The sequence below is a fragment of the Bdellovibrio sp. HAGR004 genome (assembly GCF_055397015.1).
Genome location: NZ_AP029176.1, coordinates 2,566,871 through 2,579,896 on the forward strand (window position 1 = coordinate 2,566,871; position 13,026 = coordinate 2,579,896).

A 13,026-nucleotide genomic window follows, 5' to 3' on the forward strand; every position below is an offset into this window, starting at 1 on the left:
ACAGTGACAAAGATATTTTAAGCCGTTGTTTCGTTGAGTGGAAGTCCTGCGCTTAGAACATTGAAAAATGGAATTATGGAGGATTCCCCGAGAGGATGTTGAAAGGAATCGTTTTATAAAGACCCCAAAATCTGAGGTCTTTAGATTCTTCAGCTATCACTTATTCTTTTTTGCCGCGTAGTTTCTCATGATGTCCTCGCAGGCTTTCAAGTCGTCAGCATTAAGTTGAAATGTCGATTTACCGTTGATCTGCTTTTCAATAAGTTCAATAAGTTCAAAGTCGATAAATGGTGTGACTTTTCCTGATTGATATTCACGTTCTTTTTCTTCGTAAAGGCCATCAAAGGTGCGGTCACGGAACCAGGACTGACGGTTTTGCTCCTGAAGTTTCTGCTGCTTGGTTTGACTTGGGTGGCGCTCAAGGAACTCAAAGAACATTCCACTGGCTTTCATTCCAGGGAAGAACCACTCGCCACTGAACACTTGAATCAAGTCTTCTTCAGCGTCATTTAAAATCGGAGTCACGAAGTTCACGCCCAAAGAAAGTGCGTGTTCGTGGAACGAAATCAGATCCGGTGTTCTGAGCGCAATATGTTGCCAATGGGCCGCAGCCTGATGGCCGTCGAGCATTTCTCTAACGTGGGACGGACGTGACAGCGGCTCCGAAGGCTGAACAACAGCCACAATTGTATTCATTAGCTCGCGTGGAGTCTCGTCGGCCTTTCCGATCATAAGGGCATAAGTCATGGATTTTTCCCCCTGACCTTTTTCCCACTCTTTGCGTTTATCGTAGAGGATGTCCGCAGCTTGCACTCCGAACACCACGCGAAAGATCGCATAGGCCACCGAGTATAGACGCGGCTGAAGAAGAAGCGTCATGTGATCGACTTGAAAATTTAAGTATGGCTGTTTCATTTAGTTTCCTTTCAAAAACATAGTTATTTAAACCCGAAGATAAAATATGGGTTCTTGGAACGAGCCACCTTATCACCGAGTGCATCTTGAGTGAATACGAGGCGCGCTATCAAATCCCCCCAATTTCCTAGGGAAATCAGTAAGAAACGCCCACAATAAACTGGAGAGTTTCGTTTTTGCGTTGCCCAATTTTGCAATCTTTTTGCCTGATTTTACTATCAGCAAAGGATTGACGCCGTTATATCCTGATAGTATAGGGTACTATACTATGCACACAATTAGAGACAAGAAAAAAGTAATTACAAGAATAAAGCGAATCCAAGGGCAATTGTCGGCTCTCCAAAACTCTATCGAGGCTGAGGAAGATGATTGCTACAAAGTCATGCAGCTTCTTGCTTCGTGCCGAGGGGCTTTAAATGGCCTTATGGGTGACATTGTAAATGGACACATCAAAGACCACATTGTCCTCGCTTCAAATAAGCAGGACGCGGCAGAGGCTGGGGACGAACTGATCCAAGTCTTAGGCAGCTTTTTAAAATGAAAAATACGGCGCACCCAAAACTGGGTTCAGATCAATAGCGAAAGTCAGAAAACTTTAGGAGATTAAATTATGGGGAACGACGAACAATCAAAACATGAACATCATCACACATCTGAAGCACTCACGCTTATACGGCTATCACTTAGGAATTTAGAAATGGCCGAGGAGATGCTCGTTCATGGAAAGCCTTGTGTTGAAATTGTGAGACGACTTTCCGGCGTCGTGGCGACGCTGATCGAATGCAAAAGTTTGGTTGCAAACGATCACTTGCTGTCCTGCGTGCAATCTGCGCTCAAGCCAGGTCAGGAGTCTGTGATAAACGAACTCAAAATCCTTGTTAGCGAGTTGTCAACTTCAGCCAGCAAGGGTTCACACCATTGAGCACGAAAACTTGGTCACTCTCTTCAAAGTTATTGATTGGACGACTTCTCACGAGATCTGGTGATCAAGCTTGGGATTTTGCGGTTCCGTTAGCGTTGTTAAGTCTTGTTCCCGGCGAGGTTCGAGTTGCAGCTCTTTACTATCTTATTGTTCGTCTGTTTTTAGTGGTGCTACTTCCGAGAATCACAGCTCTCATTGATGAAATGAATCGTTTGCGAGCAGCAAGGCTAGGAATATCGTTGCAGTTCATTGGTGTTTTACTCGGAGCGATTGCATTTTTCGCTCTTAGTTACTTTAAATCGCAGTCATTGACCGTTTCCAGTCCGCAAATTATCGGTGCTTTTCTTGTGCTTCTCTTCGGAGGAGTGTTGAGCAGTTTCGGATCAAGTTTCATGGATATTGCGATTGCAAATGATCTTGTTCCGTCAGGAATTAGCGAAGCTGAATTGACCGCATTCAACAGCCGCTTCAGACAAGTTGATCTTTTCACCGAGGTAGCGGCTCCAATTGCTGCGGGATTTCTGTTGGTGATGGGGTCTTCCGATCTGCCAATGCTCGGATTTTATCTTGTTGCACTTTGGAATCTTATTTCATTCTTTCCAGAATATGGAATTTTGACTTCGATATTTCATGAGCGCCCCGACTTATCCGAGAAACGTATTGTCGTCAGTAAGAGTGCGAAGGTTTCTTTCCTAAAAAAGCTCACCGGAGGATGGCGATCATTCTTTAGAGAACCTGTCGCCCTGGTCGTCGCCGCTTATGCAATTCTTTGGCTTTCTGTTTTAAGTCCTCATGGAGTTTTACTTACAGCTTTCCTGAAGGACGGCTGGAAGTTGCCGGAGTGGGAGATCGGTTTGTTTCGTGGATTGGGCGCTGTCTTCGGCTTAGCGGCTACAGTCATTTTCCCATTCGTTGAGAAAAAAATCGGTCTTATCCAAAGCTCAAAATCTTTCGTTATTTATCAGGCCATCACTGTTGCAATTGCCTTGGCCTTTTTCTTTTCCGATTCTCGAATGGGACAGATTGGATTTCTGGCTTTTGTATTGCTCTCACGAATCGGCGTGTATGGATTCGGCTTAGGTGAAATGCAAATTCGCCAACTGGGGATTCGTCCGAGCGTTCGCGGAGAAGTGAACGGGTTTGCAAGTGCTCTGACTGGGATTGCAACGCTCGGACTTTTTGCATCGGGCGTTCTGCTGCCTTCCACAAACGACTTTGTTTATCTCATCATCGCATCAGTCGTATTCGTGATTTTGGCTGCACTGGTTTTTAGCTTTTGGGCATGGCGAACGAAGGATAAAGCATTCTTGGGAGTGGAACATGAGGCAGCTCGTGGATAGCTACATGGTGCGTTCTGTCATTGTGAGACGTTTTGTAATTCATCATTGCGATGCCAAACGCTTAGGTTTAAAGTAGGATGTTGTGAAATTCTTGATAATTCTCACTTTTTTAACGATGCAGGTCACTTCTTTTGGTGGCCTTGATTCTCTTTTCGGAGTCTATGCGTCTGCTTCGACCGAAGGGCACCATCAACATCCTGCGGAACTAAACGAACACGAGAGTGAAAGTACGGAACACGGTTCTGCGGAAAACTTCTCTCACGAACACACACACAGTCATGGACCTGGCGAGCCAGAACATTCTCATAGTCACCAGCATTCATTTCCAAACGCCCAACAATCGTTTTGCACGTTCCGTGACAGCATTCTTCTTGAAATGGCTATCAGTACCTCGCTGAGCTTGTCTTCTGCTGAAGACCTTGAGCATCCAAGCCCTTATCTTGGATCTCTTTTCAGACCTCCAATCGTCTAAAAAACACGTCTTCAAATCGCGTTAGCTGGCCCACTTTTGCCGTCATAGGCATTGCTGCGTCCTAACGCCGTCATCAACAAAATTCAAAATTAAAACAGCAGCACTCTGCTGCGAAAGGTATTTATGTCGGCGAGACTACTTTTGTCTCTATGGCTAGGAATGCTTGGCATACCAGTATTTGCCCAGACGCAAACTCAGGCTTGCCAAAGTCTATCCAGTTATAAAGACGTTCTTCGGTGCTCTATTCAGAATCATCCGAGCACCCAACGATCAAGGCTGGTGCTTGATCAGAACCAAAATTTGACCGGCGTTGCGGAACAAATCCCAAACCCTCAAATCAGCACCCAGATTCTGTCTGGCAAGACTAATAGCGACGAACGCGTTGATTACACGCAAGTCAATTTAGCCCAGCCATTCGAGTTAGGTGGCAAGCGTGGGTCTCGAATAAAAAAAGCGAAAGCGTTGGTTGAAGTGAGCGAGATAGATCTTCAGCTTACTCAAGAGGAGATATATTTAAGGACGTATCTCTCCATGATTAGACTGCGGCAGATCTCAGAGGAAATTGAGATTTACGACGACGCTTTATCCACCTTCGAGAAAATTCAAAAACAATACCGCTCACGCCCCCGCATGACTCCTGAACAACGTGCGACGTATTCGGTTCTGGATATTGCAGCTAGTGACTATCGGGTGCGCCGACAGCCGCTTGTGCGCGAAGCGCGAGTTCATGAACGATACCTTGAAATCGCAGTTGGACGAAAACTTGATGTCCGCAGAGACTTCTATCCCGCCCGTCGCAAAGACTGGCCGAAAATTTCAGATGGGACAGAAGAAGCTAATTTGAAAAGCGCCGCGATCAGAAAATCTCAAGCAGAGGTTGCGGTTGCATTGGCCGAACTTGAGTCTGCAAAAAGCCTTGCTTGGCCGGATCTTCAAATTGGACCTACCTTTGAAACTCAGTCGCAAGGCAGTCAACGCTATCAACAACTAGGCGTTAATATCAGTTTCGCAATTCCCATTTTCAATCTCAACGGTGCAGGAAAATCATACGCAAATGCAGGCGTCTCGGTCGCAGAAGCCACTGCCACGGCTACAGTACGGGAAGAACGCAACGAGCTAAACTTAAATCGTCAGACCTATGAGGAAATTGTCCAGTTACTCAAATCCACAATTTCCGCATCTGACCTTCAACGCAAACACAGAGAAGTCGAATCGTCTTTTGCAAATGGAATTGTTCCGAGCTCACTCATCATCGAAATTCATCGGCAATTGGCCGATTACACTCGAAGTATAAATGAACAAGAAACGTCTGCAATTGAAGCGTTGGCAAAAATCTATTCAGTTCAGGGTCGCTTGCTTTCGGAGGGGCTATGAGATTCAAAATCTACTTACTGCCATTTTCTATTTTTATTGGCTTTAACTTCTCCCACGCTCAATCACCTGAAGGCTCCGAAGGTTTCAGAGCGGGACCAACTCTCGCAGTTCAAGAAGCCAATCTTAAAGACGGATTTAGACTCAGTGACAAAGCCAGAGAAGTCATTGGAGTGAAAACAAAAAAACTCGGCACAAGACCATTCTCAATTCCGCAATCTTCAATTGTTCATTACGGAGATAAAGCAGGTGTCTACCGCTACCGCGATGGCTGGTTCAAACTGATTGAAGTTCAGATACAAAAGAAATCTCAGGCTGTTGAAATCTCCAGCAGCGAACTTCGTGACAATGATGAAGTCGCAGTTCAAGGCGTCGCTCTCCTGCGGGTGAGTGAGATGGACGCTTTCGGAGGTGAAGAATGATAAGCCGAATCATAGCATTTTCAATTTATAACAGAATGGCCGTGCTTGCTCTTACGGTGGGGATCGCTATTGCGGGTTGGATCACCTTTGAGAATTTGCCGATCGACGCAGTTCCAGACGTTACGAACAACCAAGTTCAAATCAACACTGAGGTCGATGGCCTTTCACCAGAAGAGACGGAAAAGAATGTCACCTTCGTGATCGAAACAGCAATGAGAGGGCTCGCTGGGGTCGAAGAAGTGCGCTCACTCACGCGTTTCAATCTCTCCCAGGTTACAGTCATTTTTGAAGACGACATTGATATTTATCGAGCACGTCAGCTTGTAAGTGAACGCCTGCAATCTGTTTCGGGTTCTCTGCCGGCAGGCATTCGCCCTGAACCTGGCCCTATCAGCTCCGGCCTTGGTGAAATCGTTCACTATTCGGTTGAAGCGGAAAAAATTGAAACCGGAGACAAGCGTCTTGAGCAGTTGATGGAAATGCGAACGATCCAGGAATGGTATGTGAAGCCGCGACTTCTAACCGTAAAAGGTGTCGCAGAAGTGAATACCATCGGTGGATTCGAGAAGCAGTTTCATATTCAGCCGGACACGCAAAAGATGGCGAGGTACGGAGTTCAATTCTCCGAGATTATAGACGCAATCCAACGCACTAATAAAAATCTGGGTGGCGGCTATGTTCAACAAACCGGAGAGCAGTTTCTTGTTCAAGCTGTCGGCCTCCTTCAAGACATGGAGGACATCAAGTCAGTACCTCTAAAGTCTCTTGAAAACTTTAAAACGATCACCATTGGAGACGTTGCCGACGTCAGACTAGCGACTGAACTTCGATCCGGTGCCGGACTCGTTCGAGCACGAGAGGCCGTCGTTGGCACCGTGATGATGCTCATGGGTGAAAACAGCCGGACAGTTGCTATCAGAGTGGCGGATCGCCTTAAGGAAATTCAAGAGGGAATGCCCAAGGGTTATAGGATCGAGACGCTTTATATTCGTTCAGATCTCGTGAGTTCTACTATCGGAACAGTTGAGCACAACCTTTTAACAGGGGCATTTCTTGTCATTGTGGTTCTTGCTCTCCTGATGGGGAATATCCGCGCTGCAATTATCACCGCAGTCACCATTCCACTTTCGCTCCTGATCACATTTATCGCGATGAGATATTTTAACATTTCAGGGAATTTGATGAGTCTTGGCGCTCTCGATTTCGGGATCATCGTTGATGGAACAGTTATCCTTTTGGATCACTGCGTTCGGGTCATTCAAGATCGTTCAACCGCGCTAAAGCGAACTCTCACAAAGGAAGAACTTCAGAAAGCCATTTACGATGCTACAGTTCACATTCGTACTGCGGCGGGATTCGGACAACTTATCATCGTTGTGGTTTTCCTACCTATTTTTTCACTTGTTGGAGTTGAAGGTAAAATGTTTCGGCCAATGGCTGCGACCTTCATTATCGCTATTGTCGCGGCGCTAATTCTGTCCTTCACGACTGCACCAGCACTCGCAAGCATTTTGATGACAGGAAAAGTGGTCGATAAAGAACCTTGGCTGATGAGAAAGCTAGAGCAACTTTATGCTCCGGTCTTGGCCTTTGTTCTTCGGCACCGTCTTGCAACCGCAGGTGTCGGCATTGCAGCCACTGTTTTAGGAGCAGTTCTTTTCATGCGCTTAGGGGGCGAGTTTCTTCCTCAGCTCGACGAAGGAACGCTTCTTGTTCAGACAACTCGTCCGGTGAATGTCAGCATTGATCAGTCAGTCGTGCTTCAGGCAAAAACCGAGGAAATAGCTTCAGATTTCCCCGAGGTCGCATTTACTTTCTCGAAAATCGGCACTTCTGAAATTGCAAATGATCCGATGGGTGTGAACCAAGCGGATACATACGTGATCTATAAGCCAGAGAAAGAGTGGCCGCTGATCGAGGGACGGAAGCGAACTCGCACGGAAGTTGCCAATGCAATTATCGAGAGACTTGATGCTGAATTGCCAGGTCAATCGGTTCTCCGCAGTCAGCCGATTCAAATGCGTTTCAACGATCTTCTTGAAGGTTCAAAATCCGATGTTTCCGTGAAGCTTTACGGTGATGACATGGCAACGCTCTCGTCGATCACAAAACAAATTGCCGCAATTGTAGAGAAAATTGAAGGTGCGGGAGAAGTTGAAACTGAACTCCGCGGAACATCACCTCTTTTGCGTGTGACGCCAAAGAAAGATGTTTTGCGGTCAATGGGCATTCCTACTCAATCCGTTCTACAGACAGTGGGTGTTGCACTTGGTGGCGCAGAAGCTGGAATGCTCTATCAGGGCGAACGACGATTTCCAATTTTTGTGCGCTTAAGTGAAGACCGACGATCTGATTTAGATGCGATTCGTGGCCTTCCCGTGGGGTATGGAAACAATGCCACCGCACCTTTGAGCGAACTGGCCGACATTAAATTTGAAGAAGCCTACGGAACTATTGTCCGCGAAGATGGAAAACGTCGCGCAGCAGTTCTTATCAATCCTCACGGAAGGGACACTGAGAGCTTCGTCAATGAGGCGCGCGCCGCCGTGGAAGCCCAGATTAAATTGCCTGAAGGCTATTACATCGAATGGACCGGAACATTTAGGAATCTTCAGACGGCTAAATCGCGTTTGATGCTTCTTGCACCCTTAGCACTGCTTCTGGTTCTTATGATGATCTACGCCGCATTTAAGAGCATCGGAGAGACGCTACTTATCTTCGTCTGCGTACCGATGTCTTTGGTCGGTGGAGTTTTAGGACTCATGCTGAATGGGCTTCCGTTCAGTATCACGGCGGGCGTTGGCTTCATTGCGCTTTCGGGAATCGCCGTTCTAAACGGCGTCGTTCTCGTGAACTACTTCAACGAGCTCCGAAAAGAGAATCTCGGCGCGCATGAAGTCGTGACTCGCGGTGCGCTTCTTCGATTACGGCCAGTTTTGATGACAGCTCTGGTGGACATTTTTGGATTCCTGCCAATGATGATCTCTACTGGAATTGGTGCCGAAGTTCAGAAGCCGCTGGCGTCGGTCGTAATTGGCGGAATTGTTTCGTCAACACTTCTCACGCTGCTCGTGCTGCCGGCACTTTACCTAGCTTTTGAACGCCATTTTAAATTTAACAACAATGAAACAACTCATCCATAGGAGTAAAAAATGAGACAACTAATTTTCTTATTAACGACAATTCTAGCGAGTTCCAGCGCATGGGCGCATGGAATTTCAGCCGCGGATCGAGCCGCAATGCTTAGCGGTGGATATGGAAAGTATGTCTGGCTTGGAGCCAGTCATATGCTGACGGGTTATGATCACTTACTGTTTATTTTTGGGGTCATATTCTTTCTAACGTCTTTCCGAGACATTGTTAAATTCATCAGCGTGTTCACGTTCGGACACTGTATCACCTTGGTGTTTGCGACCTTCTTTAAGATCACCGCGAACTACTATCTGATTGATGCCGTTATCGCACTCAGTGTGATGTACAAAGGTTTCGAGAATATCGACGGATTTAAAAAGTTCTTCGATTGGAAGGCTCCAAGTCTTTTGAAGATGGTCTTTTTCTTCGGTCTTATTCATGGGTTTGGTCTTTCGACAAGACTACAACAGCTCCCTCTCGGAGATGACAGTTTCCAGATGCTGTTTAGAATCCTCTCGTTCAACGTCGGAGTTGAAATCGGGCAAATCGTGGCTCTTACGGCAATGCTGATACTACTTAGCGGCTGGAGAAAAGCTGCTGCCTATATGAAGTTCGCAAAAGCCGCGAATGTAGGGCTGATCGCCGGAGGAGTTTTTCTGTTCTTCATGCAGTTCCACGGATACTGGCATGGATCTGATCCAGATGCTTTTCCATTGAATCGTGACGATCACTCTCACGTCCATCAAGACATGCAACAAGAAGAAATGAACACCCATTAACCGCTACCACAACAACAACGCCAAAGGAGGCAATATGAAAATCGTAGCATTGTTACTAGCACTAGGTTGTGCCCAATACACTTGGGCTCACGGAGAACATCCACCGCAGGTGGCGAAGTGCCAAAAAGCGAAGGCATGTACTGAATCTGAAGTTTTGGCAGGAGCTGAGTCGGCAATCAAATTGATCGCCGCGAAAGATCCTAGCAAAGCCAGCTTTGCATCAGTTAAGCCATCGAAAGCGGAGCTTCGTGATTTTGCAAAGGGAAAAGAATGGGTCGCAACTTTCAATAGCGAAAGTCAGCCTGAAGGAAAGAAGTCTCTTTTCGTCTTTATCACGCAAGATGGTGTCCCGCTTTTTTGTTAATCGGACTTTTGACGCGGATATTTAAGGGATGATTTAATCTCGATATTGCGTCAAAAGGAGTTGAAGCAAATGGAACAAGATCAGGGTAAAGCACGTCGGCACTACACGCCAGACCAGAAATTCAAAATCGTAAAAGAGCAGATGACGACAAAGACCTCTGTGTCGGAGATTTGCAAGAAGTATGATATCAGTCCCGCCGGGTTTTATCGCTGGCAGGAACAGTTTTTAAAAGCTGCTCTGAATGGGTTTAAAAAGCCTGACTCTGGCCCCACTAAGGCGGAGCTTCGTAAGATCGAGGAACTTGAAAAGAAGAACTTACGCCAACAAGCCATTATTGCCGACATCGCCGGTGAAGTTATTGAATTAAAAAAAAGTCTTGGGGAATCGGGCCTTCTGTAGAGATTCCGAGGCATTTAAGATCCGTTGCGGCCGCTGACATTTCTAATTTTCAGCAGCGAACGGATCTTTCTTTAGAAATTATTTTAGAATTATTTGGTATAAAAAAATCCACCTATTACGACTGGCAAAAGCTGCCGAATGTCGTTTCAGAAAAAAAGCCTGTCCTAAGTGCCGCAAGCGTTCGTCCTGATGAGGTGGCGGCAGTGTTAGCGTATCGAGATCTACATCCGGATATTGGCTACCGCAAGTTCACCTGGCAAATGGTCGACGAAAATGTGGCCTTTTTATCAGAGAGTAAAGTGTACGATATTTTATCTGAACACAATCGACTTCAAGGCTGGAACCGAGTCGAAAATAGCGGCACTGAAAAAGAATACCGCCACAAGCCCAAGCATGTTCACTATCACTGGCACACGGACATCGCATACGTCAAAGTTGGTGGAGTTTTTTATTTTTTAATTATGATGCTTGATGGGTACTCAAGATACTTGCTCGACTGGGAATTAATGACTGACATGCTGGGTGGTTCAGTTGAAGGCTTTGTTCAGCGAGTGAAAGACAAGTACCCCCATGCCAAGCCAAGGCTGATCAACGACAATGGCAGCCAATTTATCAGTCACGATTTTAAAAGACTTTTACAGAAGCTCGAGATCCAGCAGGTATTTACGCGCAGAAATCATCCTCAGACCAACGGAAAGATCGAAAGGCTCAACGGCACGGTCAAACAAGAAGCTCTTCGCCCAGGGCAGCCTAGCGACTTTGCAGAGGCCTGGGAAATACTGAACAAGTACAGCTACGAATACAATCACCAGCGGCTGCATGCGGGAATCAACTTTTTACGCCCAGCAGATATGTTTTTTGGTCGCGGTGGTCTGGTATTAAATGAACGCCGTGAAAAAATTGAAAATGCCAGAGCAGATCGAAAGTCAAAAAATCGGGAAGAAAAAATGAAAACTCTACACTAAATTATTGCGTCAAACTTCCGGAAAGAAAAAAGCTAGACAATGGATACCTGAATGGTTCCAACTTCACGGGCAAGTAACTAAATAGCGAAAAAGTTCGTCCTCCGCTCCGCGATGGCTTTCGCGGACGGAGGATCTTACTAAGGCTCGTTTACGGCAGTCATTAAAACCCGGAAAAAGCCTGATCTCATTCAATTACTTGCGCTTTTTGTTTCCATTTTTTCTAAATACCCCTTGACCTTCCAATTGTTGGAAGCCCGAGGATGAGGGTTGGTCATAATCAAGGAGAATTAAAATGCTAAATCAACAAGGAGAAATCGACAGAAATACCATTCGCACCGCCTCTTCATCAGACAAACTGTCAGAGAGATAAAGGTGCAAAATGGAATCTTGGATCTCAACAATCATCAAATTAAAAAATATCGTTCTTGATAAAGCTATGCCTTCAGGATCTGTAGAAGTTCGCTGGCTTTTTTGACGTATGAAAAAGCTTGAATCTGCTTCGACCGATTTTCCAAGTAGGAATTTCGGTCCTTCTGGAATTGTCACAGGAGGCATCTTAAATTTTACTGCGGACATGGTATCAAGAACCCCGCGGACTCACGCGGATCATGTTCTTATCCTTATCCGCTCAGGCGTGATCGGTTACGTTTTTCAAAGCGAGTATCACGTTGTTTCGGCAGGCATGATGATTTTCATTCCTGCTGATTCGCTTTATTTCGAGTTGTCTTTCAGGGTTGATGTCCTCGTGTGGCATATCAATATCCCTATCAAAAAATCCGTGAGAAAACACTGCGTAAGTCCTGAGATTTTTAAAGCGCGTCTGCTCATCGAGGGTCTTTGTGAAAAGATCGTCAATACGAAGGTGTCATCGACAGAAGAAAAAGATTCTACCTTGAAAAGACTGGTCATGGCTTTCATTGACGAGCTGGATCGCTCCGAACCCATTCGTCATTTAGTCATTCCGGTTCCAAAGTGTCCAAAAATCTTTAAAGTAGCGCACGAAATTTTGATGAGCCCTGGCATCAAAGAAAACATTGATTACTGGGCGAAGAAATCCGGGATGTCGAGAAGAACCTTCACTGAGAGGTTCTTTAAAGAAATGGGTTTGTCATTCGTTGCATGGAGAAAGCGCGTACTTCTTCAAGCATCCTTGATTCATTTATCGAATGGGCAAAATGTAAAAGAGCTTGCGGACCTATTGGATTTTTCAACTCCAAGTGCCTTCGTGAATGCGTTTCGTAGTCAGTTCGGCCTTTCGCCCAAGAGCTATCTGAAGAAGGAAGCCAAGTCTCTCGGCGAAACGTAAAACTAAGATATTGACCTCATTTCTGTTTTTGCCTCCTGAACTACAGTTAGAGCAGACTTTAAGAATAAGAATGAAATAGATAACCCAATAACGGCATCTGGGATTCCAGATTGTGTGACAGAAACTAAAACGGAAGCGCCTAGAACTCCTACGTTCGCAATGATGTCATTTCGTGAGCATAACCAAGTGGAGCGCATATTCACATCATCAGCTCGATGACGATAGAGCAAAATCAAACAAACGACGTTAGCAATCAGGGCGACAGCGCCAATGATCCCCATTGGCTCAGCGAGTGGAACGGAAGCAGCAAGCAACCGAGAAACAGTTTCGACCAATACAAAAAGACCGAACACCGCCATCACAAGTCCTTTGGAAAGACCCGCTCTTGCTCGCCATAGACTGCCACGATTTAAAGCATAAAGGCTAAAACCATAGACAGCCGCATCCCCAAGCATATCCAGAGAGTCCGCCATCAATGCCGATGAACGAGAAAAAACTCCGAAGCCAAACTCCACGAAAAACATGATCGCGTTGATTGCGAGAACCCATTTTAAAACCGAGCCCTGTCTTTCTCGTAGAGCTTCCAATTCGGTTGATTTTTCTTCGCAACAACTTTTTGCCATAATTCACCGCGCCTTA

Annotated in this window: 14 protein-coding genes; 12 read left to right on the top strand and 2 right to left on the bottom strand. The window is 45.9% G+C overall.

Annotation, left to right across the window (positions count from 1 at the left end; all coding sequences use genetic code 11):
• Positions 1 to 156 precede the first annotated feature (156 nt).
• Positions 157 to 915: a VOC family protein gene (locus ACZ5ZV_RS12810; RefSeq protein WP_464117462.1), complete on the bottom strand. Its 759-nt coding sequence runs from the start codon at positions 913 to 915 to the stop codon at positions 157 to 159.
• 268 nt (positions 916 to 1,183) lie between these two features.
• On the opposite strand from ACZ5ZV_RS12810, the gene ACZ5ZV_RS12815 reads away from it, so the two are divergent.
• The 12 genes from ACZ5ZV_RS12815 (at position 1,184) to ACZ5ZV_RS12870 (ending at position 12,387) form a co-directional block, all read left to right on the top strand.
• Positions 1,184 to 1,456, top strand: coding sequence for a metal/formaldehyde-sensitive transcriptional repressor (locus ACZ5ZV_RS12815; RefSeq protein ID WP_464117464.1), 273 nt, complete (start codon positions 1,184 to 1,186; stop codon positions 1,454 to 1,456).
• Between the two features lie 69 nt (positions 1,457 to 1,525).
• Positions 1,526 to 1,837, top strand: a complete 312-nt coding sequence (locus tag ACZ5ZV_RS12820; protein ID WP_464117465.1) for a metal-sensing transcriptional repressor — start codon at positions 1,526 to 1,528, stop codon at positions 1,835 to 1,837.
• Positions 1,834 to 3,177: an MFS transporter gene (locus ACZ5ZV_RS12825; RefSeq protein WP_464117467.1), complete on the top strand. Its 1,344-nt coding sequence runs from the start codon at positions 1,834 to 1,836 to the stop codon at positions 3,175 to 3,177. Before ACZ5ZV_RS12820 ends, ACZ5ZV_RS12825 begins: the two co-directional genes overlap by 4 nt.
• A gap of 82 nt (positions 3,178 to 3,259) precedes the next feature.
• Positions 3,260 to 3,649, top strand: a complete 390-nt coding sequence (locus tag ACZ5ZV_RS12830; RefSeq protein WP_464117469.1) for a hypothetical protein — start codon at positions 3,260 to 3,262, stop codon at positions 3,647 to 3,649.
• Positions 3,650 to 3,772: 123 nt separating this feature from the next.
• Positions 3,773 to 5,023 (top strand): TolC family protein, encoded by a 1,251-nt coding sequence (locus ACZ5ZV_RS12835; protein ID WP_464117470.1) that lies wholly within the window; start codon positions 3,773 to 3,775, stop codon positions 5,021 to 5,023.
• Positions 5,020 to 5,442, top strand: coding sequence for a hypothetical protein (locus ACZ5ZV_RS12840; protein WP_464117471.1), 423 nt, complete (start codon positions 5,020 to 5,022; stop codon positions 5,440 to 5,442). Before ACZ5ZV_RS12835 ends, ACZ5ZV_RS12840 begins: the two co-directional genes overlap by 4 nt.
• Positions 5,439 to 8,585 carry an efflux RND transporter permease subunit gene (locus tag ACZ5ZV_RS12845; RefSeq protein WP_464117472.1) on the top strand — a complete coding sequence of 1,049 codons (3,147 nt, stop codon included), beginning with the start codon at positions 5,439 to 5,441 and terminating at the stop codon, positions 8,583 to 8,585. The genes ACZ5ZV_RS12840 and ACZ5ZV_RS12845 overlap by 4 nt, the downstream gene beginning before the upstream one ends.
• Before the next feature lie 9 nt (positions 8,586 to 8,594).
• A complete protein-coding gene (locus ACZ5ZV_RS12850) occupies positions 8,595 to 9,353 on the top strand; it encodes a HupE/UreJ family protein (protein ID WP_464117474.1) in 759 nt (252 codons plus the stop codon).
• A 34-nt stretch (positions 9,354 to 9,387) separates the two neighbouring features.
• On the top strand, positions 9,388 to 9,717 hold the full coding sequence (locus ACZ5ZV_RS12855; RefSeq protein ID WP_464117476.1) for a DUF6488 family protein: 330 nt from the start codon (positions 9,388 to 9,390) through the stop codon (positions 9,715 to 9,717).
• A gap of 69 nt (positions 9,718 to 9,786) precedes the next feature.
• Positions 9,787 to 10,116 carry a transposase gene (locus tag ACZ5ZV_RS12860; RefSeq protein ID WP_034953877.1) on the top strand — a complete coding sequence of 110 codons (330 nt, stop codon included), beginning with the start codon at positions 9,787 to 9,789 and terminating at the stop codon, positions 10,114 to 10,116.
• A 203-nt stretch (positions 10,117 to 10,319) separates the two neighbouring features.
• Positions 10,320 to 11,081 carry a transposase gene (locus ACZ5ZV_RS12865; protein ID WP_464117477.1) on the top strand — a complete coding sequence of 254 codons (762 nt, stop codon included), beginning with the start codon at positions 10,320 to 10,322 and terminating at the stop codon, positions 11,079 to 11,081.
• A gap of 478 nt (positions 11,082 to 11,559) precedes the next feature.
• Complete coding sequence (locus tag ACZ5ZV_RS12870; RefSeq protein WP_464117478.1) at positions 11,560 to 12,387, top strand: helix-turn-helix domain-containing protein; 828 nt, start codon at positions 11,560 to 11,562, stop codon at positions 12,385 to 12,387.
• A gap of 2 nt (positions 12,388 to 12,389) precedes the next feature.
• Here ACZ5ZV_RS12870 and ACZ5ZV_RS12875 read toward each other — a convergent pair whose 3' ends face one another.
• Positions 12,390 to 13,010, bottom strand: a complete 621-nt coding sequence (locus ACZ5ZV_RS12875; protein WP_464117479.1) for a cation efflux transmembrane domain-containing protein — start codon at positions 13,008 to 13,010, stop codon at positions 12,390 to 12,392.
• Between the last annotated feature and the right edge of the window lie 16 nt (positions 13,011 to 13,026).